Origin of the sequence: Lacticaseibacillus jixianensis, assembly GCF_003946485.1 — a bacterium.
Classification (GTDB): domain Bacteria; phylum Bacillota; class Bacilli; order Lactobacillales; family Lactobacillaceae; genus Lacticaseibacillus; species Lacticaseibacillus jixianensis.
Genome location: NZ_RHOJ01000011.1, coordinates 13016 through 35618, shown reverse-complemented (window position 1 = coordinate 35618; position 22603 = coordinate 13016). Strand labels below are relative to the sequence as shown.

At 59.7% G+C, this 22603-nt stretch carries 15 protein-coding genes; 14 read left to right on the top strand and 1 reads right to left on the bottom strand.

Features of this window, described 5'->3' with window-relative positions:
* Positions 1-306: 306 nt before the first annotated feature.
* Positions 307-1527: a hypothetical protein gene (locus tag EKM85_RS05930; RefSeq protein ID WP_125585357.1), complete on the bottom strand. Its 1221-nt coding sequence runs from the start codon at positions 1525-1527 to the stop codon at positions 307-309.
* A 266-nt stretch (positions 1528-1793) separates the two neighbouring features.
* Here EKM85_RS05930 and EKM85_RS05925 point away from each other — a divergent pair, with 266 nt between their 5' ends.
* From EKM85_RS05925 to EKM85_RS05860, 14 genes are all read left to right on the top strand, one after another.
* Positions 1794-4511, top strand: a complete 2718-nt coding sequence (locus EKM85_RS05925; protein WP_125585356.1) for an HAD-IC family P-type ATPase — start codon at positions 1794-1796, stop codon at positions 4509-4511.
* Between the two features lie 438 nt (positions 4512-4949).
* Entirely contained in the window at positions 4950-6269 is a 1320-nt protein-coding gene (locus EKM85_RS05920; protein WP_125585355.1) for a PTS sugar transporter subunit IIC, read from the top strand.
* A 23-nt stretch (positions 6270-6292) separates the two neighbouring features.
* Positions 6293-7327 (top strand): MupG family TIM beta-alpha barrel fold protein, encoded by a 1035-nt coding sequence (locus EKM85_RS05915; RefSeq protein WP_125585354.1) that lies wholly within the window; start codon positions 6293-6295, stop codon positions 7325-7327.
* Between the two features lie 5 nt (positions 7328-7332).
* Positions 7333-8886 (top strand): beta-N-acetylhexosaminidase, encoded by a 1554-nt coding sequence (nagZ, locus tag EKM85_RS05910; protein WP_125585353.1) that lies wholly within the window; start codon positions 7333-7335, stop codon positions 8884-8886.
* Complete coding sequence (locus tag EKM85_RS05905) at positions 8883-9845, top strand: serine hydrolase domain-containing protein (protein WP_125585352.1); 963 nt, start codon at positions 8883-8885, stop codon at positions 9843-9845. Before nagZ ends, EKM85_RS05905 begins: the two co-directional genes overlap by 4 nt.
* Before the next feature lie 16 nt (positions 9846-9861).
* Entirely contained in the window at positions 9862-10764 is a 903-nt protein-coding gene (locus EKM85_RS05900) for a MurR/RpiR family transcriptional regulator (protein ID WP_125585351.1), read from the top strand.
* Entirely contained in the window at positions 10745-11488 is a 744-nt protein-coding gene (locus EKM85_RS05895) for an alpha/beta hydrolase (RefSeq protein ID WP_125585350.1), read from the top strand. The genes EKM85_RS05900 and EKM85_RS05895 overlap by 20 nt, the downstream gene beginning before the upstream one ends.
* A gap of 20 nt (positions 11489-11508) precedes the next feature.
* Complete coding sequence (gene murQ / locus EKM85_RS05890; RefSeq protein WP_125585349.1) at positions 11509-12408, top strand: N-acetylmuramic acid 6-phosphate etherase; 900 nt, start codon at positions 11509-11511, stop codon at positions 12406-12408.
* A 374-nt stretch (positions 12409-12782) separates the two neighbouring features.
* Entirely contained in the window at positions 12783-13916 is a 1134-nt protein-coding gene (locus EKM85_RS05885; protein ID WP_125585348.1) for an ABC transporter ATP-binding protein, read from the top strand.
* Positions 13917-14102: 186 nt separating this feature from the next.
* On the top strand, positions 14103-15260 hold the full coding sequence (locus tag EKM85_RS05880) for an ROK family protein (protein WP_125585347.1): 1158 nt from the start codon (positions 14103-14105) through the stop codon (positions 15258-15260).
* Positions 15261-15394: 134 nt separating this feature from the next.
* Positions 15395-16735: a xylose isomerase gene (gene xylA, locus EKM85_RS05875; RefSeq protein ID WP_125585346.1), complete on the top strand. Its 1341-nt coding sequence runs from the start codon at positions 15395-15397 to the stop codon at positions 16733-16735.
* A gap of 105 nt (positions 16736-16840) precedes the next feature.
* Entirely contained in the window at positions 16841-18340 is a 1500-nt protein-coding gene (gene xylB, locus EKM85_RS05870) for a xylulokinase (RefSeq protein WP_125585405.1), read from the top strand.
* Between the two features lie 34 nt (positions 18341-18374).
* Complete coding sequence (locus EKM85_RS05865; protein WP_125585345.1) at positions 18375-19886, top strand: glycoside hydrolase family 43 protein; 1512 nt, start codon at positions 18375-18377, stop codon at positions 19884-19886.
* Positions 19879-22548: a beta-glucosidase family protein gene (locus EKM85_RS05860; RefSeq protein WP_125585344.1), complete on the top strand. Its 2670-nt coding sequence runs from the start codon at positions 19879-19881 to the stop codon at positions 22546-22548. The genes EKM85_RS05865 and EKM85_RS05860 overlap by 8 nt, the downstream gene beginning before the upstream one ends.
* The last annotated feature ends 55 nt before the right edge of the window (positions 22549-22603 follow it).

Here is a 22603-nt window from a genome sequence, read left to right as displayed (position 1 = left end):
ATGCGAAGTCCTGCCGCGGCAGGACTTTTTTTAAGGTGCGCAGAGTTCGCGCATTTAGCGGGATGGGCAGCCTAGCCAAAGGCATTGCCGCAGGGGTTTGGCGGCGAGGCCTTTGGCGTAGCAGCCCGCTCCTGCGTTGCGAACTCGGAGCCTGATTAGTTTAAGGTGCGCAGGGTCGACGCACTTAGCCCGACATTCAGCCTAGCCAAAGGCATTGCCGGCGAGGTCTCATACGTAGCTGATCGCGCGGACCCTGCCAAGTCGGCACCAAAAAAGCCAGCCGCATGGGCAGCCTAGCCAAAGGCATTACCGACCCTTGAAGCAGCTGTCTTGCACTGCCGGTGCCGCCGCCCGGCCCAGCCGCCGCCAGACCGCGGCCGCCAGCGTCTGGGTGGGGTCCGCAAACGCCGCCTGCGCCTGCTCAATGCTGCGCTGGTAGGCCGCAGGAAATTCGCCTTGGCGCGCAAAGTCAGCCAATTGGGCAAACAAGGCGAGCCCCGCCGCCTGGCAGCACGACGCCTGGCACGGATCTTCCAGTGCCACTTGGTCGTGGCGGGCCTGCGCTGCCGCCAGCCTGGCGGTGAGTTCGGCTGGTTCCAGATTGGGCTGGCCGGCGAAAAACACCGCCAGGCTCTGCACGATCCGCAGCTGGTCTGCGGTGACGCCAAGGGGGATGAGTGGGTTGAGGTCAAAGGCCCGCAGTTCAACGTGCGAGACCCCGGTTTCAAGCAGGTGGCACGGCGCTTTGCCGGCGCTGCTTTTCAGGCGCACGGCCTCGTAGTACTGGCCGGCCTTCATGAGCCGGCCGTCATCGATCGCGTCGTCGATTTGCGCGACGTAGCGTGGCACGGAGGCGTAATCCCCCTGGATGCTGCGGGGAAAGCCGAACGTGCTGCTGCGCAGGCTGCGTACCGGAGCGGCCTGCCGGGTCCCTTGGAGGTACCCGGCAAACGGGCGCGGCGTCGCGCCGTACAGGTAGGTGAAGACCCAGCGGTGCAGCATGAAGTACTGCGCCAAGTGGACGTATAACGCATCGGCGTCGTTAAACTGCCCGGCCTGGACCAGCTGCTTTAAGGCGGCCGCACTGAAGCTGAGATTGATGTGAACGCCGGTGTTCAGCAGGCGGCGCATGTCGTAAACGTGGCTGAGCCGCTCGCGGTAAAGCCGACTGCTGGCCGGCAGCTCGGCGATGTGGCGGCTGCCCAGTTTAATTTTCAGCGGCGGCGGACAGCTGTACGGCCACAGGTGCTCCGCCGGCAGCAACTGCGCGGCGACTGCTTCGACGGTGGCGCTGCCGAACGTGATGACCTTGGTCACGTCGGCTTCGGCCGGCAGGGTGAACTCGAGCTGCGCCTCGAAGTACTCGCGCTCAACAAACGGCCGCACCGGCTCGCTCAGCTGAGCGGGAAACGGGTGCGCGCTCAGCTGGTTGTGCGCATCGACCCGCACCTTCTCGACCTCGATGCCGATGGCGGTCTGCGTGGCCGCGATCTGGCCGAAGGGGATCCGTTTCGTCTGATCGATCATCCTGACACCTCACTCGGTTGGCTCAACGGGGCTGTATCAATTTGAATATATGCCATCGCAGTGCGTTTATTCAAACGATACGGGTCGGGCGGCCCAGCACGCCGGTGGGCCACGTCCGGGTGCTCCAGGATCGGTGATGCAAAGCAAAGCGGCCGACCGCGGCCATGCGGCTTAAGTCCTGTTGCGTGCGCGCATGGGTTCGGATAAAATACAATTAATACTAGATGGCATTTTGCCAAATTTTTAACGAAAAAGGATGATGATACATGGATAGTCCCGATGGTCAGAGGTCGATGACCCATTCTGAGGTGGCGGCATTGCAGCAGGAATTAAAGGTGCCTGATTTAGAGGCTGGCTTGACCAGTCAAGAGGCAGCGAAGCGGTTGGCGGAAAATGGGCCAAACGCGCTGGAATCGCACACCACCCCGAAATGGGTCATCTTCATTCGCCAGTTCAACAGCCTGATCATTTATATTTTGATTGGCGCCGCCGTACTGACAACTGTGATGGGGCACATGACCGATACGATCATTATCGGTCTGGTTATCATCATTAATGCGATTATTGGGTATTCGCAGGAGAACAACGCCTCCAATGCCCTGGAGAAGATCAAGCAGATGCTGTCGCACGAGGCGACGGTGTACCGCGACGGGGACCGCGTCGACGTCGATGCGGCCGACCTGGTCGTGGGCGACGTCGTCTTCCTTGAGGCGGGCGACAACGTGCCGGCCGACCTGCGCCTGTTTGACATCGATAACCTGTCGATGCAGGAGGCTGCGCTGACCGGTGAATCCAACTCGGTCGAGAAGACCGTGGACGCGCTGCCGGCCAACACGCCGCTGGCCGAGCAATCGAACATGGCCTTTGCCTCCACCGCCGTGGCCACGGGCTCCGGGATGGGGCTGGTCGTGGCGACCGGGAAGCACACCGAGCTGGGGAAGATCTCCCAGGCGGTGGCCGACGTGCGCAAGGGCAAGACGCCGATGATGACGGAGCTCGATAACCTGGGCAAGGGGATCTCGTACGCGATCCTGGCCGCCGCGGTCATCCTGTTTGGCCTCGGCATGTGGTCCGGCCACTACACGGTCGGCACGCTGGCCTTGGCGGTCGTGACCATGATCGTCGGCTCCATGCCGGAAGGGCTGCCGGCGACGACTTCGGTGGTCCTGGCGATGGGCATGCAGCAGCTGGTCCGAAAAGAGAACACGATCGTCAAGACGCTGCCCGCCGTGGAAACGCTGGGGTCCGTCGACGTTATTGCGACCGACAAAACCGGGACGCTGACAAAAAACGAAATGACCATCACCAACGTCATCACGCCGCACCACGACTACGCGGTTTCCGGCACCGGGTACCGCCCGACTGGTGAGTTCAGCCTGCGCGGCAAGCCCGTTTCGGCCAAGGACCGGGCGGACCTGCGCGACCTGCTGATCGCCGGCTACGAGGCCAACGACACCACTCTGGCGGAAATCGATGGCAAGTACGAGATCAACGGCGAACCGACGGACGGGGCCTTTTTAACGGCGTACCACAAGGGCTTTGCCGAGGAGCCGGACTACGAAGAACTGGACATGCTGCCGTTTGACTCCGATTACCGCTACATGGCCAAACTCATGCGCCTGCCGGACGGGCAGCACCGGCTGTTCGTGAAGGGCTCACCGGATAAGGTGCTGCCGATGGCGGAGTCTGCGGACCCCGCGTTTGACACGCAGCACTACCTTGAGCTGACGCGCTCGTACTCGCGGCAGGGGATGCGCGTCATCGCTGTCGCTGCCGAAGACCTGCCGGACAGCGTCGATGAGATCACCGAAGGCCTGTGCGAGCACGGCGTGACCTTCCTCGGGCTGGCCGTCATCATCGACCCGCCGCGCGAAGAGGTCATTGCCTCGATCAAACAGATGCGCATGGCGGGTGTGAAGGTGCGCATGATCACCGGCGACCATCCGGACACCGCGCTGGCCATTGCCAAAAAACTCGGCCTGGCCGACAGCCCAACGGTGGTCACTGGTACCGAGCTGGCGGAGATGGATGATGCGGCCCGCACGCAGGCGATGATCAGCACCGATGTGTTCGCCCGCACGACGCCGGCCGACAAACTGGCAATCGTGACGGCGCTGCAGGAGGCCGGCAACGTCACCGCCATGGTCGGCGACGGGGTCAACGACGCTCCGGCGCTGAAGAAGGCCGACATCGGCGTGGCGATGGGCGAGTCTGGGACTGACGTGGCCAAGGACGCCGCTGACATGATCCTGACCGACGACAAGTTCACGACGATGGAAAAAGCCATCGCCCAGGGTCGCCGGATCTACGACAACATCAAAAAAAGCATTCTGTTCCTGCTGCCGACGTCCTTTGCCGAGGGGCTGATCATTGCGATCACCATCCTGACGCAGGACAACATGCCCCTGAACGCCAGCCAGATGCTGTGGATCAACATGGTCTCGGCCATCACGATCCAGTTTGCCTTCATCTGGGAGCCAGCGGAACCGGGCATCATGGCCCGCCCACCACGCTCAAATACCGCCTCGATGATGAATTGGCACGACGTTTTCCAGATGGCCTACGTCTCCTTGATGATCTCCGGGGTTGGCCTGTACGCGCACGACTGGCTGCTGGATGGCGGCTACGTCTCCGCGACGGTGGCGTCGACGATGATGGTCAACATCATCATCCTCGGCAAGATCTTCTACTTGTTCAACATCCGGACTCACGCCTTGGCGCTGTCCAGGCAGTTCTTCTCTAACCCCATGGCGTTTACCGTCATTGCGGCGATGGTGGTACTGCAGCTGGCCTTCACCTACGTACCGTTCATGCAGGACGTCTTTCGCACCGCGGGGATGTCCTGGCTGGAGTGGGGCGTGGCCATCGGCGCCGGCGTGATCACCCTGGTGGTGACGGAAGCCGACAAGCTCATTCGCCTCGCGTACCGCAAGTGGGCGCACCGGACCCACTCGGCGGAAGTGACCGAAGGCAAGCTGAACTAACACACCGAATTAGTTTTGAAGGACGCCCCTCTGTGAAGAAAAGGGGGGCGTCCTTTTTGGTCCCGTAGACGGATCTGCGCGCGCCGGAATGCGGAAAGTGTGAGTTATTTTTTGGCTGCAAACTGGTACAGTTGGCCGTTGAAAAGAGTTCACGTTCAAAGCAGACCAATTTGCCGTTCGATACCGCTAGTTCAGGACTGAATTATTTCAAAGGGGAAGCGAAGATTGTCAGACCAGCTTTCGCACTGAATAAATTGCCAATGAAAATAACACAGTGAAAATTGTTTTCACAAAAATTGGTATTGAAATATTATTTCTGGCAGCTACACTGAGGGTGTAAAGAAAGCGCATACATTTGAGGGGTGATGACGATGGGGCCGTAAGTCGCAACCGGGTTGGGGCAGTTTTTCACAATACTTTGAAAGGACGGCTATTATCATGCAACGAATTACTGGCTTTATCGAAAAACGAATCGCGCCGCCGCTGATTAAATTCTCCAATTTGAAGTACGTCCAAGTGATCCAGCGCAATGGTTTGGGGATCATGAGTCTGCTGGTAATTGGCTCTTTGTTCACGCTGGTGGCGTCGTTCCCAATTCCGGCGTGGCTGACATTTTTGGGTGATTTCCGGTGGACCATTGCGGCTGCGGCCGGGGTGGGGACAAGCTTTATCGCCCTGTACACAGTCTGCACCACGTCGTATGCATTGGTGGAGTGGTACAACAAGAATCGCGGCGAGAAGACAGACATCATGCCGCCAATGATTTTGGCGATTGCCTCTTACCTGCTGCTCAACCCGATTCAGACAGTATCGACTGTCGTTAAGGGTTCGAAGACACCGGGCGTGTTCACTGGGGTTTCCACTGTTTACATGGGCGCGATGGGTGTTTTTGCCGGGATCATCGTCGGGATCGTTACCGTCGAGATTTACCGGTTCTTTGTTAACCGTCACCTGACCATCAAGCTTCCATCGAATGTGCCGCCGATGGTATCCAGCGCGTTTGTTGCGTTGATTCCAAGCTTTGTGGTCGTTGTCTTCTGGTGGCTGATCGGCTCCGTTTTGAAAATCAACATTCCGGATGCAATTGCCAATATCTTCAAGCCACTGATCTCCGTGTCTGATACGCCGTGGGCGATGATGATCGCCACGCTGCTCAACCGGGGGCTCTGGTCAGTTGGGATCCACGGTGGGAATATCGTTGGCGGGGTGCTGGGCACCTTCTGGACCCAGATGGTTGCTGCCAACCAGGCTGCCTTTGCCAAGGGAATCAGCCTGCCGTACACCTTCACGAGCATCTTCCAAGATGTTTACATCATGACAGGAATGGTGCCGCTGTCCGTTGCACTGCTGCTGACGAAGTCCAAGCGTTATCGGGGGATGGGGGCCTTGGGCATTGTGCCTGCCGCCTTCAACATTGGTGAGCCGCTGATTTTCGGGCTGCCGATCATGCTGAACCCGCTGATGATGATCCCGTTTGTGTTGAGCTCAGTGGTCATGGATATCGCCGCCACGCTGCTGGTGATGCTGAAATGGTTGCCGGTGCCAGCACTGTCAGTGCCTTGGATCACACCAGCACCGATCAAAGCATACTTAGCGACCGGTGGGAATATCTGGGCTGTGGTCTTCGTCTTAGTCGGCTGGGTCGTCACTTTCCTGATCTACTATCCATTCGTTGCCTCGATGGACAAGGCTGAGCGCACTGGCGCCCTGAAGGTCGATAGTATCGAAGGCGAAGACGACGCAGGGGCACAGGCGTAGCACAATGATCAGGGAGGCCAATCATGCTAGGAATTTCAGTCTACTTTAAAACGTTTGATCCGGATTACGTGCATCAGGCGGCGAAAAATGGCATCCAGTTCATTTTCACCTCGCTGCACATTCCTGAAGAGGACTTTACTGACATCACCGGTCGCATCAAGTCCTTGCTGGCGCTATGCAATCAAGAAGGGGTCATGCTAGTTCCCGACGTCTCGCCGGTCACCTTTGAAAAGCTGGGGCTTGAATCGGGCGACTTTGCCGCGCTCCATCAGATGGGGTTTCAAGCGCTGCGATTAGACTGGGGCTTCAATGATTTTGCCTTGCTGAGCCGACTGCAACCCGATTTCACGTTGTTTCTTAACGCCAGCGTCCTGAGTAAGGACTATCTTGATGAGGCCAAGGCCCACGGGGTCGACTTTGCTCAAGTCCATGCCGCACATAATTTCTACCCTAAGCTTGAAACGGGTTTAGCCAAGGCCCGCTTCGCCGCAATCAACCAGAACTACGCGGACACACCGATAAAAGTGCTGGCCTTTGTGCCTGGCGACCGGCTTAAGCGATTCCCGTTCTACCAAGGGCTGCCGACGCTGGAGGCCCAGCGCGGCCAGAATCCATACGTGAGCGCGGTCGAACTCATGCACGAGTTCGGCGTGACTGATATCGCGATCGGCGACAGCGAGGCCCAGCTGCCGACGTTGGCTAACATCCATCAGTATCAGGTCGACAAGACGATGACGCTGCCCATCCTCCCCGAAGGCGCCGGCAAAGCGCTGATTGGGCAGACGCTGACGGTCCGCAAAGATCTTCCGGAGCGGATGGTTCGCCTTGGGGTGCCGCGGAAGCCGGACATTCCCATCGGTAAGACGGGTGAACGCCCACTGGGGACGATCAGCCAGGACAACCTCCTCGGCGGTCGTTACAGCGGTGAGATCCAGATCAGTAAAGCCGATCTGCCGTTCACCCGTGACGCCAATATTATTGGGTATGTCCACCCCGAGTATGTAGGGCTGCTGAAATTCATCGACGGCGACACGAAATTACGTTTTGTCGAGGGGTGAGCAACATGTCGCAAACACTGGAGCAACGGGCCGGTGAATTGTTCATCGTCGGTTTTCATGGCACTGTCCCGAGTGCTGAGATCAAGGAAATGATCCGCCGCTATCATGTCAGCGGGGTCATCCTCTTTGCGCGCAACATCGAAGATGCTGCGCAGTTGGCCCGCTTGACCGATGCTTTACAGGCTGAGGCCAAAGCTGCCGGTTACACCGCACCGCTACTGATTGCGCTGGATCAGGAAAACGGGGTCATTCGGCGCATTGAAAAGGGGGTCAGTTTGCTGCCCGGAGCGATGGCACTTGCCGCCACTGGGGACCCCACCAATGCGGCTAAGGCGTATGCTGCTAGCGCTGCCGGGTTGTCAGCGCTGGGGGTCAACTGGAGTCTAGCGCCGGATGCGGATGTCAATACCAATCCTGATAACCCGGTGATTGGGGTGCGTTCGTTCGGCGATCAGGCGCCGGTGGTGGCCCAATATGTCACCCAGGCGGTTCATGGGCTGCAGGGCAACGGGATGGCGGCTTGCCTGAAACATTTCCCGGGACATGGCAACACAGCAGTAGACTCCCACCAGGCGCTGCCTGAGTTGTTGCAGTCTATGAATGATTTGGAAGAGACCGAGCTGATCCCGTTTAAGGCAGGGATCGCCGCGGGGGCGGCTGCGGTCATGATCGCACATATTCAGTTTCCGGCCGTTGACCCGACATTGCCAGCGAGCTTATCGCCGGCAGTGATCACGACCCTGCTGCGAGACCGCCTCCGCTTTGACGGGGTGATCGTCACTGACGACCTGGAGATGAAGGCCATTGCTGATCACTACGGCACTCCAGCGGCGTGTGTACGCGCTTTGCAAAGTGGTGCCGACCTGGCGATGGTGTCGCACGTCTATGCCACACAGAAGGCAGCCATTGCCCAGGTGATGGCGGCAATGACTGCTGGCACTTTGACGAAAGCACAAACCGCCAAGGCCGCGCGCCGGCTAAGAAAACTGCGGCAGCGGGTGGGCCGCTGGCAGACTCATTTTGACGCTGCGGCGTTTGCCTCGCGGGTGGCGGTGGACGCCAAACTGGCGACGACGTTATATCAGCGCAGCGTCACCTTGGTCCAGCCCGCTGCGCACCCGTTGACTACCGCCCCGGTGGTGATCACCTTCGCCAATCAGCAGCAGTCCTTGGTCGTGGATCACGCCGTACCGATCAACGCCTTGGTTCAAAGCGTTCGGCGAGTGTTTCCGGCGGCCGGAGCCGTGACTTTGGATCTGGCTGATCCCGCCGCGCTCACGCAGCTGGACTCAATTCCTGCTGGTCGCCCAGTCGTGATTGGGACGAGTAACGTGAAGGCGACCGCTGATATCCAGGCGCAAGCGGTGCGGACGTTGGAAGCGCAGGGTCACGCAGTGCATGTGATTGCACTGCGTAATCCGTATGACCGGCGCTGGTTGCCAGTAGTCGCCAGTTATACAGCAGCGTATGAGGCCACGCCAGCGGCGCTCGATCAGGCCGTTTTGGCACTGGCAGGTAAGGGTAAGCCAAGCGGACGGTTGCCGGTGGTGCTGCCATGACAGACGAAATTTTGACTCTACTTCAGACAGGGCAGCACCAGCAGTTGTTTTCGCAGGCGGTCCTCGCAATCCAACAAACCGGCCGCCTCACCGTTAGGACGGTGGGCGACGTGCAACTAGGCATGGCGACGCGGTTTGACTTGGCCTCCCTGACCAAAATTACTGGCACTTTGATGGGGATACTGCACCTGCTTTCAACCGGGCAACTGCATCTAGAGACTAAGCTGACGACCCTGTTTCCGGCCCTTACCGATCCGGCCTGGGCACCGGTGACGATCAAGCACCTTTTGACCCACACCAGCGGGCTGCAGTCATCGTTCAAATTTTATCGGCTCAACGAGCGGCTCACTGTGTTCGACAGCCTCGCGCGGGTGCTGCCAGGGACTCAAGGGACTGTTTGCTATTCGGATTTGAACTTCATGTGGCTGGGGTTGGTCATCCAGGCGGCCAGCGGTGAAGCGCTGGCGCCCTTTCTCCGCTGCGAGGTGTTCGCGCCGTTGCAAATGACCAATACTAGCTTCTCCGCTGAGGGAGCCGTGCCGACGCGGGCAGCTGGCAAACCGGATGACGGGAATGCCAGCTTCTTTGAAGCGCCAGTCGGCCACGCCGGCCTGTTCAGCTCGGCAACCGATCTGATTCGGTTCGCTGAATACTGGCTGGCACCGACGGCCGCGCTTGTCTCGCCGGTGTGGCTTCATGCCAGTGTTCAAGTGCAGACACCTCTTGGACAACCGCCGCGGGGCTTCGGCTGGGTGCTGCCCGGTAATCCCGAAAGCTTCTTCAACGATTTTGGCCCGACCGCATTCGGCCACACCGGATACACTGGGACCAGCTTGCTGATTGTTCCAGCACAGCAGCTGGCGGTGGTGCTGCTGACTGATCGGACGCGCTTTGGCACAGACCAGCGGTTTCCTGATTTCAGGCGAGCGTTTCACCACCAGTTGGCGCAATTGCTTTGAGGATTAGGGGGGTGGCATGATGAAGATCATCCAGCAAATCGCCAGCTTGGGGGCGCAGCTGACCCCGGCCGAACACCGCGTCGCGAGCTACATTGTGGATTATCCCGAGCTGGTTTTAAAGCAAAATGTTGCTCAGCTTGCGCAGGCGGCCGGCTCAAGCCCGGCGTCCGTCGTGCGGTTTTTCCAGCGGGCGAAGGTAGGCAACCTTGCCCAGTTCAAGATCACGCTGTCGTCTGAGCTGGCTAAGCAAAGTGGCCCGCGCAGTCGGGATATCGATCCGTACGATGATTACGAGCTGGTCAAGGAGAAGTTACTGGATAACTCCATTCAGTCCTTGTACCAAACTGGTGACACCCTAGCCAAGGAGAATGTGCTGGACGTGGTCGAACAGATCCACAGCGCCAAGCGGATCTACCTGCTAGGGATCGGAGCCTCTTACCTTGTGGCTGAGAATATTGATCAAAAGTGGATGCGCGCCGGCGTGACCATGCAGATGTACCAAGAGCTCAACGTCTTTTTGCCGCTGATCGAAACGGCCGGGCCGGGCGACCTGTTCTGGTTTATCTCCAATTCCGGGCAGACACCTGAGGTGGTGTGGGCCGCTGCGGCGGTCAAAAAGCGCGGGCTGAGAAGCCTTTCCTTGACTAAGGTGGGCGATAATCCGCTGGCGCGCCTAACGCGCTGGCAGTTGCACACGGCGAGTCCGCTGGAGACCGAGGTGCGCAGTGCCGCGACCAATTCCCTGCTGTCACAGTTTCTTGTGATCGATATCGTGTACTACTTTTATCTGAGCCAGTACTACGACGAGATTGCCGACAACATCAGCCGCACTCACGCGATTATTGCCGATTATCACCACAACTTTGCCGCCTCTGAGAAGTTAGAAAGGAGTGATCGGCATGGCATTGATCACCCTTAATCGCACCAGTGCGGTCATGATGAGCCAGACGCTGATTAAGGTGGCATTGCCGGATGATATTGGGCCGGGAGAAAAATTGCCGACAGTGTGGTTGTTGCACGGATTGGGCGACGACGGTACGGTTTGGCAACGCAAAGTACCCGTCGAGCAGTACGCAGTCGACCATCACTGGGCAATTGTGATGCCGGGGTTTGACCGCAGCTTTTACATGAACATGGCGTACGGCAGTCCTTACGGTGATTATCTGGAAAAAGAGCTCTTGCCGGCCATGCGGAACTTGCTGCCGCTGGCCGCGGCGCCCGCGGTGAATTGGTTGGTCGGCAACTCAATGGGCGGCTATGGCGCTCTGCGCCTGGCATTTCTGCACCCGCGCTGGTTCAGCGCTGTCGCCGTCATGTCGGCGGTGGCTGATTTGAATAGCGTTTTACCGATCATGCCGGACCATGAAGCGGTTTTTGGACCGGACGACCAGGAACTGCCTACCGCCCAGCTGGCTGCGCTCGTTGCGAACGCCGAGCGACCAGCAGTCCACCGCCTGCGGTTCTACCAGACGGTGGGGGCAGACGACGGGTTTCGACCAGCCAACGACGCTTTGATGAAGTTACTAACGACCAAGTACGGTCTGCACATCGATTACCATGTTGACCCTGGCACGCACAGCTGGCGGTACTGGCGCGAGCATCTGCCAACCGTCCTGGACTGGCTGGCGGCAGGGCGAGGATAAACGTAGAAAAAGGTGAGATCATGGAACGGACAACCGAGGCACGTAATTCACACACGATGCATATTGATACCATGAGTACGGCTTCGATTCTGGCGACCATTAACCAGCAAGACCAGGCGGTGCCGCTTGCCATTGGCCAGCCCGCGGTCTTGTCGGCAATCGGCGCGTTCGTCGACGTAGTGGTCACGCGCTTCAAACGCGGGGGACGGCTATTTTACATCGGGGCGGGCACCAGCGGGCGGCTGGGCATTCTGGACGCGGCTGAGTGTGTGCCCACCTTCGGCATTGATCCTGAAATGGTGCAGGGGCTGATTGCTGGGGGACCGGGGGCGATGATCACCGCGGTCGAAGGAGCTGAAGACAGCCAGACCGGAGGGGCGGCCGATCTTCAAGCGCACCACCTGACCGCTGATGATGTAGTGCTTGGTATTGCCGCTAGCGGCACTACGCCTTATGTCATTGGTGGCCTGGATTATGCGCGTTCGGTTGGAGCGGCGACCGGTGCCTTCAGCTGCAACCAAGAGGCATTGATCAGTCAGCACGCTGATATTACCATCGAGGTGGTGGTCGGTCCGGAAGTGGTTACTGGTTCGACGAGGATGAAGGCGGGCACCGCACAGAAATTGGTCCTGAACATGATTTCCACAGCGGCGATGATCAAGCTGGGCAAGGTCTACGGCAACTTGATGGTCGATGTGAAGCCGACCAACCTCAAGCTAGTTGACCGGGCACAACGGATTATCCAAGCGGCCACGGGGGTCGATCGCGAAACGGCCGCGCACTATTTTGAGACGGCAGACCGGCGGCCCAAGGTGGCAATTGTCATGATTTTAGGCAAGGTTGCTAAAGCTCAGGCTGAGGCGGCTTTAGCCAGCCACGAGGGGTTTATTGCTGACGCGGTTGCCGCCCTCACCAAGTGACTTGAGGGTTTACCGCCAGGCTACTGTTTCATGTGAAACGTTCAGTCCGTCTGCGTTAATCGCGCAGGCGGATTTTTCGGTTGGTAAGGAGCGGCGACACAGTTTGCCAGTGGGACGACGGGAGCAAGAGAAGGGAAACAGCTGACTAACCAAAAATATAAAACGCTTGCAATTCTGTTTGAAATGTAGGATAACGTTTGTTAGGGGGACTGACAATCTAAACCGAGCAGTCGGGGAAGGTTGTTTTGTCCGATAAGGGGAAAGCGATGGCTTACCAACCGGTTTGAGATCGGGGGGACGCTCCTGATTCGCCTCAATTCCAAAATTTCGGTTGCCTCCTTTAGACTTTATTCTTGTGAGAGAAGGGAATACATATGGTTGAAATTGATCTAGATCATCTGTACAAGCGCTACGAGGACGGCGAAGACTACGCCGTTAAAGACTTTGACCTGCACATCAAGGAGCGCGAGTTCATTGTTTTCGTTGGCCCGTCTGGGTGCGGGAAGTCCACGACGCTGCGCATGATCGCCGGCCTTGAGGACATCACAGAAGGCGAGCTGGTCATCGGCGGCAAGGTCATGAACGACGTGGCCCCGAAGGATCGCGACATCGCGATGGTGTTCCAGAACTACGCCCTTTACCCTCACATGACTGTGGCGGACAACATGGCGTTCGGCCTGAAGCTGCGCCACTACAGCAAGGAGGACATTAAAAAGCGGGTCGACAACGCCGCCGACATTCTGGGCCTGCAGGAATTCCTGCAGCGCAAGCCAGCAGACCTGTCCGGTGGTCAGCGCCAGCGGGTCGCGCTGGGCCGCGCCATTGTGCGGGATGCCCCAATCTTCCTGATGGACGAGCCGCTGTCTAACCTGGACGCCAAGCTGCGGGTTTCCATGCGCGCGCAAATTGCCAAGCTGCACCGCCGCCTGAACACAACGACGATTTACGTCACCCATGACCAGACCGAAGCAATGACGCTGGCCGATCGGGTGGTCGTCATGTCGGTTGGCCAGATCCAGCAGATCGGCACGCCGGAGGAAGTTTACCAAAACCCGCGGAACATGTTCGTGGCGGGCTTCATGGGAAGCCCGGCGATGAACTTCTTCCACGTCACTTATAAGGACGGCGTGGTTTCCGACGGCAAGAAGATCACCATGAAGGTGCCGGAAGGCCGGGCCAAGATCCTGGACGAGCAGGGTTACAACGGCAAGGAGATCATCTTTGGGGTGCGCCCTGAGGACATCCACTCCGAGCAGGCCTTCCTGGATACCTGGCCAGACGCGGTCGTTGGCGCAGAAGTCGTTGTGTCCGAACTGCTGGGCGCCACCGAGCAGCTGTACCTGAAGACAGACGACGAGGAGTACGTCGCCAACGTCAACGCGCGCGACTTCCACAACCCTGGTGACAACGTTAAGGTCGGCTTTGACATCAACAAGGCACACTTCTTTGACAAAGATACCCAAATGACGATCGTCGACAAGCCGATTCCAATCGAAGCGATGGCCTAAACTTTCCGCCTCTAACGGGTGAGGGCGATTGCGACTAACGAATGCTTTCTCCTCGGGGGAAGCATTTTTTTGACACAATGACAGTAAAGCGAGTATTTTTAGCAGAAAGTGAATAAGCACTATCTGTGCTGACTGGAGAGAGTATAATCTAGTTAGTTTGTAAGGAGAACAAAAGAGGGGTAAGCGATGGCAGCAAATAAAAACGCCGTACGGGTGACTAATGAGCGCCACGTGCTGGAGCAGGTCTTCAACTACGGGCCAATCTCGCGCAGCCAGGTCTCCAAGAACCTCGACCTGAATAAGGTGACGGTTTCGGAGATCGTGGCGGACTTGCTCAGCCGGGATTATTTGATCGAATTGGGGCAGGGCGACAGCACGAAAAACGGGGGCCGGAAGCCGACGATGCTTCAATTCAACGCGGATCTCGGCTATGTGATCGTCTATGACTTGGGCTTTGATTTTGTTGATCGCATGGTCAATAAAATCGATGGCACCATCGTCGCCGTTGACCGTTATCCAGTGGGCGAGATGACAGTTGAAGAGCGGATCAATCTGATGATCGAGATGGCTGACTTGTCAAACATGGAGGACCAGCTGCCGCTGTTGGGCGTGGCCGTGTCCGTGCATGGGATCGTCAACGAGAACCGTGTCATCTACACGCCAACGCTCGATTTCAAGGGCTTGGACGTGGCGAAGATGCTTTGGCAGAAGCTTAATGTCCCTGTCGTCTTGGAGAACGAGGCGAACCTGTCCGTGATTTACGAGCGGGATTTTGACACGAAGGAATGGGTCAGCAACATCGTTTGTGTCAGCATCCACAAAGGGATCGGGGCCGGCATCATCCTGCACAATCAGCTTTATCGCGGCAACCGCGGGGAGGCCGGCGAAATTGGGCACACCATTCTCACCAACGGCAACTTTGCCGACGGTGAGACCCCGGCGACCGCAACGATTGAGCAGATGTATTCGGAGGACGCCATTATCGAACGGCTGCGCAAGGACACTGGGGACGCGCAACTGGGCCGTCAGGACGTGGTGAAACGCTACCGCGCAGGCGATCCGGTGATCCACCAGTACCTCGATGAGTTCTGCCGCGCCATTGCGAACGTGATCTACAACGTCGGGGTGACGATGGCCCCGCAACTGGTTGCGCTGAACTCCGGGTTAGTGGCGGCGATCCCCGAGCTGTTCTCGAAGATTCAGGCGGACATGCCGCGACTCACGGAGAACGATCCCCCAGTCATCCTGGTGAAGGACGTGCGCAACGCAACGCTGTTGGGCGGGGCGTCGATCATCATTCATCAGCTGCTGAACGTGGAGTCAGGGGCACTGAGCTTTAACTAAAAAAATCATGCGCGGCGGTCAAAAAAGTTGGCCGCCGCGTATTGTTTTTTAAAAATGAAAGCGTTACACTGACGTTGAAGTAAGTAAGCAAAACAAACAAACTTACAGAGGCAAATCTCTAGGAGGCTTTTTCAATGTCAAAGACGTATTTTCCGAATGTGAACAAGATTCCGTACGTGGGGACAAAGGACCTGCAATCTGGGTTGGGGTTCCACTACTACAACGCCGATGAGGTGGTTGGCGGCAAGAAGATGCGCGACTGGTTGCGCTTCTCAGTCGCATACTGGCACACCTTCGGCCAGAAGCTCGATGATATCTTCGGCGATGGTACCGCAATCCGCCCCTGGGACGGATTGACCGGCATGGATCTGGCCAAGGCCCGCGTTGACGCGGCGTTTGAATTCTACGACAAGCTCGGCGTTGACTTCTTCTGCTTCCACGATCGTGACATCGCCCCTGAAGGCGACACGCTGCGCGAAACCAACAAGAACATCGAAGAGATCACCGACATGTTCGTTGACTACCAGAAGACGTCCCACATGAAGGTGCTTTGGAACACGGCAAACATGTTCACCAACCCGCGGTTCGTTGCCGGGGCGGCGTCCAGTCCGTTCGCTGACGTCTTTGCCTTTGCTGCCGCTCAGGTCAAGGAAGGCCTGGATACTGCGAAGAAGGTCGGGTCTGCGAACTACGTGTTCTGGGGCGGCCGGGAAGGCTACGAATCCCTGCTGAACACGGACATGAAGCGCGAACAGGATCACCTCGGCGAGTTCTTCCACATGGCTGCCGATTACGCCAAGTCCATTGGCTACACCGGCCAGCTGCTGCTGGAGCCGAAGCCGAAGGAACCGATGATGCACCAGTACGACTTTGATGCCGCCACCACCATCGCGTTCATGAAGGAATACGGCCTGGATGGCACCTACAAGCTGAACCTGGAAGGCAACCACGCCAACCTGGCCGGCCACACTTACCAGCACGAGATCCGCGTGGCCCGCTCCGCAGGGCTGCTGGGTTCTTTGGACGCCAACCAAGGCGACAAGCTGATCGGCTGGGATCTGGATCAGTTCCCAACCAACCTGTACGAGTCCACGATGGCGATGTACGAAGTCGTTGAAAACGGCGGCCTGAACAAGGGTGGCCTGAACTTTGACGCTAAGCCGCGGCGCTCCTCCTTCACCCCAGAAGACATGTTCTACGCCCACATTGTCGGCATGGACACGTTCGCCGCCGGCTTGAAGGTGGCGCTGCGTCTGAAGCAGGACAAGGTGTTTGAGAACTTCATCACCGATCGCTACAGCAGTTATGACTCCGGCATTGGCGCTTCGATCGAAGCCGGCAAGGAAGACTTCAAGTCCTTGAACGACTACATCATCGACAAGCCGCAAAGCGAGCTGCGCGCCGCAACCAAGTCCGGCCGCTGGGAAGAACTTGAAGACACGCTGAACCACTACATCATCGACACCCTGAAGTAGGATGCACCGGCGTTAGTAGATTAAATAAAAACGGCGCTCACACTGCGCTGAGGCTAGGTAAGCTGCTGGCCCGCAGTGCGGGCGCCGTTTGTGGTGGAGGGAAAAATCATGAAATACGTTATTGGCGTTGATTTAGGGACCAGCGCGGTTAAGGTACTGCTGGTCGACCAGGCCGGCACCGTCGTGGCCCAGGCGAGTGAACCGTACCCGCTGGCGCAGCCGCACCCCGGCTACAGCGAACAAAACCCGGATGACTGGGTGCGCGGCGTCACCAAGGCGCTCCAGACCCTGCTTAAGACCGGCGGGGCGGCGCCGGCGGACATTGAAGGGCTGAGCTACTCGGGGCAGATGCACGGGCTGGTGCTGCTGGATGCTGCCGGCAAGCCGCTGCGCCCGGCGATCTTGTGGAACGACACCCGCACGACCAAGCAGTCGCAGGAAATCACGGCCAAAATGGGCGCCCGCTTCTTGGCGATCACCCGCAACCGGCCGCTGGAGGGCTTCACGCTGCCGAAGCTCCTGTGGGTCAAGGAAAACGAGCCCGCCATTTTTGCCCAAGCCAAAAGCTTCGTGCTGCCGAAAGATTACGTGCGCTACCGCATGACCGGAAAACTTGAGATGGAGCTGTCCGATGCGGCCGGCACGGTGCTGCTGGACGTGGGCAAGAAGCAGTGGAGCCAGGAGGTCTGCGCGGCCTTCGACATTCCGATGAGTCTGTGCCCGCCGTTGGTCGAGGCCACTCAGCGGGTCGGCACGATCACCCCTGAATTCGCCCAGGCGTCGGGCTTGGCGACCACGACAGCCGTCTTTGGCGGCGGCGCGGACAACGCGTGCGGCGCGATCGGGGCCGGCATTCTCAAGCCGGACCAGGCGATGTGCAGCATCGGCACCTCGGGGGTCGTCTTGACCTACGAGCCGGATGCGGCCGTGGATTACCACGGCCAGCTGCACCTGTTCAACCACGCGGTGCCCAACGCGTACTACTCGATGGGCGTGACGCTGGCGGCCGGGTTCAGCCTGAGCTGGTTCAAGCAGACCTTTGCGCCAGACGTGGACTTCACCGCCTTTGTGAACAGCGCGGCGGCGGCCGGTGTCGGCGCGCACGGCCTGCTTTTCACCCCGTACATCGTCGGCGAACGCACCCCGTACGCCGACGCCAAAGTGCGCGGCAGTTTTGTCGGGGTGGATGCGCGGCAGACGCGCGGCGATTTTGTCCGGGCGGTGCTGGAAGGGATCACGTTCTCCTTCAAGGACATCCTGGACATTTACCGGCAAAACGGGAAGGCCTTCAGCCAGCTGGTATCCATCGGCGGCGGCGCCAAGAGCCCGCTGTGGCTGCAGATCCAGGCTGATATTTTCAACACGCCGATTGTGCGGCTGCAAAGCGAGCAGGGTCCGGGCCTCGGGGCCGCCATGCTGACGGCCGTGGGGCTGGGCTGGTTCAAGGACCTTGCGGCGTGCGCCGAGCAGTTCGTGCACGGCAAGCAGGTCTATCAGCCGGATCCGGTCGCGGCGGCGCAGTACGCTAAGCTGCACGCGTTGTATCAACAGGTCTACCCGGCCACCGCGCCGATCACGGCGGGGCTGCTGGCGAGTCAAGACTAGCGGGGGCCGACTGCGGCCTCAGAAGAGGAAGATCATGACCTATCACAATCCAATTATTCCGGGGTTTCACCCGGATCCAAGCGCGATCCGCGTCAAGGACACGTATTACCTAGTAACCAGCTCGTTCAACTATTTTCCGGGGGTGCCGCTGTTTGAAAGCCGCGACCTGCTGAACTGGCACCAGATCGGCCACGTGCTGACCCGGGCCAGTCAGTTGCCGCTGGCGGGATCAAACACCCACGGCGGGATTTACGCACCGACTCTGCGCTACCACGCCGGCCGCTTCTACATGGTGACGACCAACGTGGATCACGGCGGGAACTTTTACGTGTGGACCGACGACATTCACGGCGAATGGAGCGAGCCGATCCCGGTCGAGCAAGGCGGAATCGATCCGTCGCTGTACTTTGAGGGCGACACCGCCTATTTCATGAGCAACGGCGACGATGACGCCGGCAAGCACGGCATTACCCAGTGCGAGATCGACATTGCGACCGGCAAGAAGCTGACGCCATCGCGGGTGATCTGGACCGGCGCGGGTGGTCGCTACCTGGAAGGTCCGCACCTGTACCGCAAGGATGGCTGGTACTACCTGATTGCCAGCGAGGGCGGCACGGAGTACGGGCACATGCTGGTTTACGCGCGCGGCAAGACCCCGTACGGTCCGTTCGAAAATTTCCCGGGTAATCCCGTGCTAACCAACCGCAACCTGGGCGGCTACCAGATCCAGGGCACCGGCCATGCCGACCTGGTCGACGACGGCCACGGCAACTGGTTCCTGGTGCACCTGGCGTTTCGGCAGCTTGACCGCTGGACGCAGCACCACACCCTGGGCCGGGAAGTCTACCTGACCCCGGCCAAGTTCGACGAGGCCGGCTGGTTCACGGCGGGCGAGGATGGGACCACGCGCCTGGCGATGAGCGCCAAGAGCCTGGCCGACGTCAAGCAGGCGCCGGCGCACGACCTGACCTTCGCCAATACGCAGATGGGCCGCGAGTGGGTCACCCTGCGCGATCCGCAGCAGGAGCACTACGCTTTTGACGGCACCACGCTCGGGCTGCGGCCGAACGGCTTTGCCCTTGAGGAGCCGGCGGAGTCCCCGACGGCCCTCATGATCCGCCAGGCGCACTTGAACGTGACGGTCAGCGTGCGCGTTGAGACCGTCAAGAATTTGGTCGGGCTGACCGCGTACATGGAAAATGACCAGCACTACGACATCGTGGTGTGGCAGGCGGACGAGGCCTTGCACGTGGCGCGCCGGCTGCGCGTCGGCCCGGCCCTGGCGCTGGACCATGAGCTCACGCTGCCGCTTCAGCCGGTGACCCTGATCATGGAAGCGGACCCGGACGCCTATCATTTGGTGGTCGAAAGCGGCGGCCAGCGGCATGACTTGGGGTCTGCCCAGGCGCGGTTCTTGTCCTCGGAAGTCGCGGTGAACTTCACCGGCGTCATGTTCGGTTTGTTTGCCGAGGACAACTGGCACACGCCGCAGTGGAACACGTTGACGGATTTTCAGTATCACATCACGGAGGCTAATCATGAGTGAAGCACGCAAACGCGCCCAGGCAATGGTCAAGCAGCTGACGGTCGGCGAAAAGATTGGGCTGCTATCGACCAGCCAGCAGCCGGTACCGCGGCTGGGACTGAAGGAGTTTCACATTGGCGGCGAGGCGGCGCACGGCATCGTGGACCGGCAGACTCACCACACCACCAGTTTTCCCATCCCGCTGACGCTCGCGCAGACCTGGGAACCGCAGTTGGCCAAAGAAATCGGCACTGCCGTTGCCACCGAGGCCCGAGCGCTGTACAACACCACCGGCCAGCAGGGCTGGCTGATGCCGTGGGCGCCGACCATTGACCTGGAGCGCGATCCGCGCTGGGGCCGCAACGAGGAGGGTTACGGCGAAGACCCGCTGCTCACCGGTCAGGTCGCCGGCGGGTACATTGACGGCCTGCAGGGTGACCCCGCGCACCTGCGCGTCGCCGCGGCGCCCAAGCACTTTTTTGCCAATAACACGGAGGCCAAGCGCGGCAGTGAATCGAATTCGGTCATGCCGCGGATGAAGCACGAGTACTACCTGAAAGTCTTCAAGTTCGCCTACCGCGATCACGCCGCCCAGTCGATGATGACTGGGTATAACGGCGTGAACGGCATCCCGATGATGCAGTCGCCGGAGCTGAGCAAGACCGTGAAGGGCCACTGGGGGATGGACGGGACCATCGTGACGGACGGCGCCGCGTTGACGCTGAACGTCGAGGACTACCAGTACTACCACGACTACCCGCACGCCATCGCCGACGCCCTGAAGAAGGGCATCGACTGCTTCGTCGACGACCTGGCGAAGGTGACGATGGGCGTTAAGCAGGCCCTGGCGCGGCAGCTCATCGACGAAGCCGACATTGACCGCGCGGTCGAAAATACGCTGACGGTTCGCGCCCGCCTTGGACAACTGGATGGGGACACCAGCGAGGCAGAACTGGGCCAGGCGGCCATTGGGACGGCGCAGCACGATGCGCTGGTTCAGCGTGAATACGCGGCGGGCACAGTGCTGCTGAAAAACGAGCACCACACCCTGCCGCTGACTGCGACGGATCGCGTGCTCCTCACCGGCCCGGCCGCGGACCGGTTCGTGCGTGATTGGTATGCGGCACTGCCGATGAACCGCGAGACGCTGCGCCAGGGGCTGGCCAAGGCCCTGGGCGAGCGGCTGACCTACGTGAATTCCAACGACCGGGCCACCCTGACGCTGGCGCCGAACGCCCGCAATGCCGCGGATAAGACGGTTGCCGACCGGCAGTATGAGGTTGAGCGCTGGCAAAATGACCTAGTCTTCCTGCGCGACGTTGATACTGGCCGCTACCTGCGGCTGGATGAGGACGGCCACCTTGGCCTGCACGGCAAGGAGGTCTACGACTGGGTCGTGCGCGAAGCCTTCGTCCTGGAAGCGGATGGCCAGCTGTACGCCGTCGACCACAACTTCCGCGCCAGCGACCAAAATGCGATGGAGGCAGGCGGCCGCGGCGCTTTGATCGGGCACGTCACCCTGGTCGAAACCGGCATCGCGCGCGTCTTGGCGAAAGCGCAGGACTGCACCAAGATCCTCATTGCGGCGGGCAACCACCCGCTGATTGCCGCGCGGGAAACCGAGGATCGCCAGGACCTGACGCTGCCGGCCGCCCAGCAGGCGCTGTTTGACGCCGTGGCGAAGCTGAACAAACCCGTCATCGGGCTGCTTTTGACCGGCTACCCGTACCTGGTCGACGACCTGAAGGCGACGAGCCTGCTGGAAGTCGGATACGCCGGCCAGTCGCTGGGCAGGGCGCTGGCCAAGGTGCTGACCGGGGTGGTGGCCCCGACCGGCAAGCTCGCTCAGACGTGGTACAACGCCAAGTGGCCGCTGCCGAGCATGCGCGATTACGACATCGAAAAGACGCACCGCACCTACCAGTACGTACCGGCCGCGCAGGTCGCTTACCCGTTTGGCTACGGCCTGACTTACGGGCGCCTCAAGCTCGAAAACGCCACGACCACGCGCCAGGGGGATCAGCTGACGATCCAGGTGACGCTGAGCAATCCCGGCCGCACGCCTGTCACCGACACGGTGCAGGTCTACCTGCGGGCGTGCCGGCTGGCGGATCACCCGGATCGCCAGCAGCTGATCACGTTTGCCAAGACCACCGTGGCCCCGGGCGCGCAAGCCAGCGTGACCCTGCAGGCTGCGTTAGCCGATTTTGGCTGGTACGACGCAAAAAGGCAGACCAGCAGTCTGCCTCAGGGCACGTACACACTTGGAATCGGGTTTTCCAGTGGTCAGTTCGACCAAGTCCTGCCGCTGGCGGGCGTGGCTGGCACGGCGCCGACCCCGTTTGACCTGGCGCAGGGCCTGCCGGCGCGGGCGTTTGACGACTACCAAGGGGCCACGCTTGATACGGTGGCCGGCCAGTACGAGGCGGTCCGGTTGAGTAAGAACGGGCAGCTAACATACTGCCACATTGCGACCAAAGCGCGGCATATCCAGCTTTCGCTGCTTGCCGAGCAGGCCGGCAGCCTGACGCTGCAGGTCAACAACGAGCAGCCGTTGACAGTTCCGTTCGCCGCGAGTCCGGATGAGCAGCAGGTGAGCGTGGCGGTGGCGCCGTTCACAGACGGCACGATTCAGCTCACCGCAACGGTCCCAGTCGTTTTGCTAGACTTGATTGCGGACTAAGGACGAGGAAATTCGTCTTAGCGAAAATTTAGTTCGTAAATTAAGTTTACAAATA

Coding starts and splice junctions, on each gene's coding strand:
- EKM85_RS05920 (WP_125585355.1), top strand. CDS start 4,950: ATGCAACGAATTACTGGCTTTATCGAAAAACGAATCGCGCCGCCGCTG.
- murQ (WP_125585349.1), top strand. CDS start 11,509: ATGGAACGGACAACCGAGGCACGTAATTCACACACGATGCATATTGAT.
- EKM85_RS05925 (WP_125585356.1), top strand. CDS start 1,794: ATGGATAGTCCCGATGGTCAGAGGTCGATGACCCATTCTGAGGTGGCG.
- EKM85_RS05860 (WP_125585344.1), top strand. CDS start 19,879: ATGAGTGAAGCACGCAAACGCGCCCAGGCAATGGTCAAGCAGCTGACG.
- EKM85_RS05905 (WP_125585352.1), top strand. CDS start 8,883: ATGACAGACGAAATTTTGACTCTACTTCAGACAGGGCAGCACCAGCAG.
- nagZ (WP_125585353.1), top strand. CDS start 7,333: ATGTCGCAAACACTGGAGCAACGGGCCGGTGAATTGTTCATCGTCGGT.
- EKM85_RS05915 (WP_125585354.1), top strand. CDS start 6,293: ATGCTAGGAATTTCAGTCTACTTTAAAACGTTTGATCCGGATTACGTG.
- xylA (WP_125585346.1), top strand. CDS start 15,395: ATGTCAAAGACGTATTTTCCGAATGTGAACAAGATTCCGTACGTGGGG.
- EKM85_RS05895 (WP_125585350.1), top strand. CDS start 10,745: ATGGCATTGATCACCCTTAATCGCACCAGTGCGGTCATGATGAGCCAG.
- EKM85_RS05930 (WP_125585357.1), bottom strand. CDS start 1,527: ATGATCGATCAGACGAAACGGATCCCCTTCGGCCAGATCGCGGCCACG.
- EKM85_RS05885 (WP_125585348.1), top strand. CDS start 12,783: ATGGTTGAAATTGATCTAGATCATCTGTACAAGCGCTACGAGGACGGC.
- EKM85_RS05900 (WP_125585351.1), top strand. CDS start 9,862: ATGATGAAGATCATCCAGCAAATCGCCAGCTTGGGGGCGCAGCTGACC.
- EKM85_RS05865 (WP_125585345.1), top strand. CDS start 18,375: ATGACCTATCACAATCCAATTATTCCGGGGTTTCACCCGGATCCAAGC.
- EKM85_RS05880 (WP_125585347.1), top strand. CDS start 14,103: ATGGCAGCAAATAAAAACGCCGTACGGGTGACTAATGAGCGCCACGTG.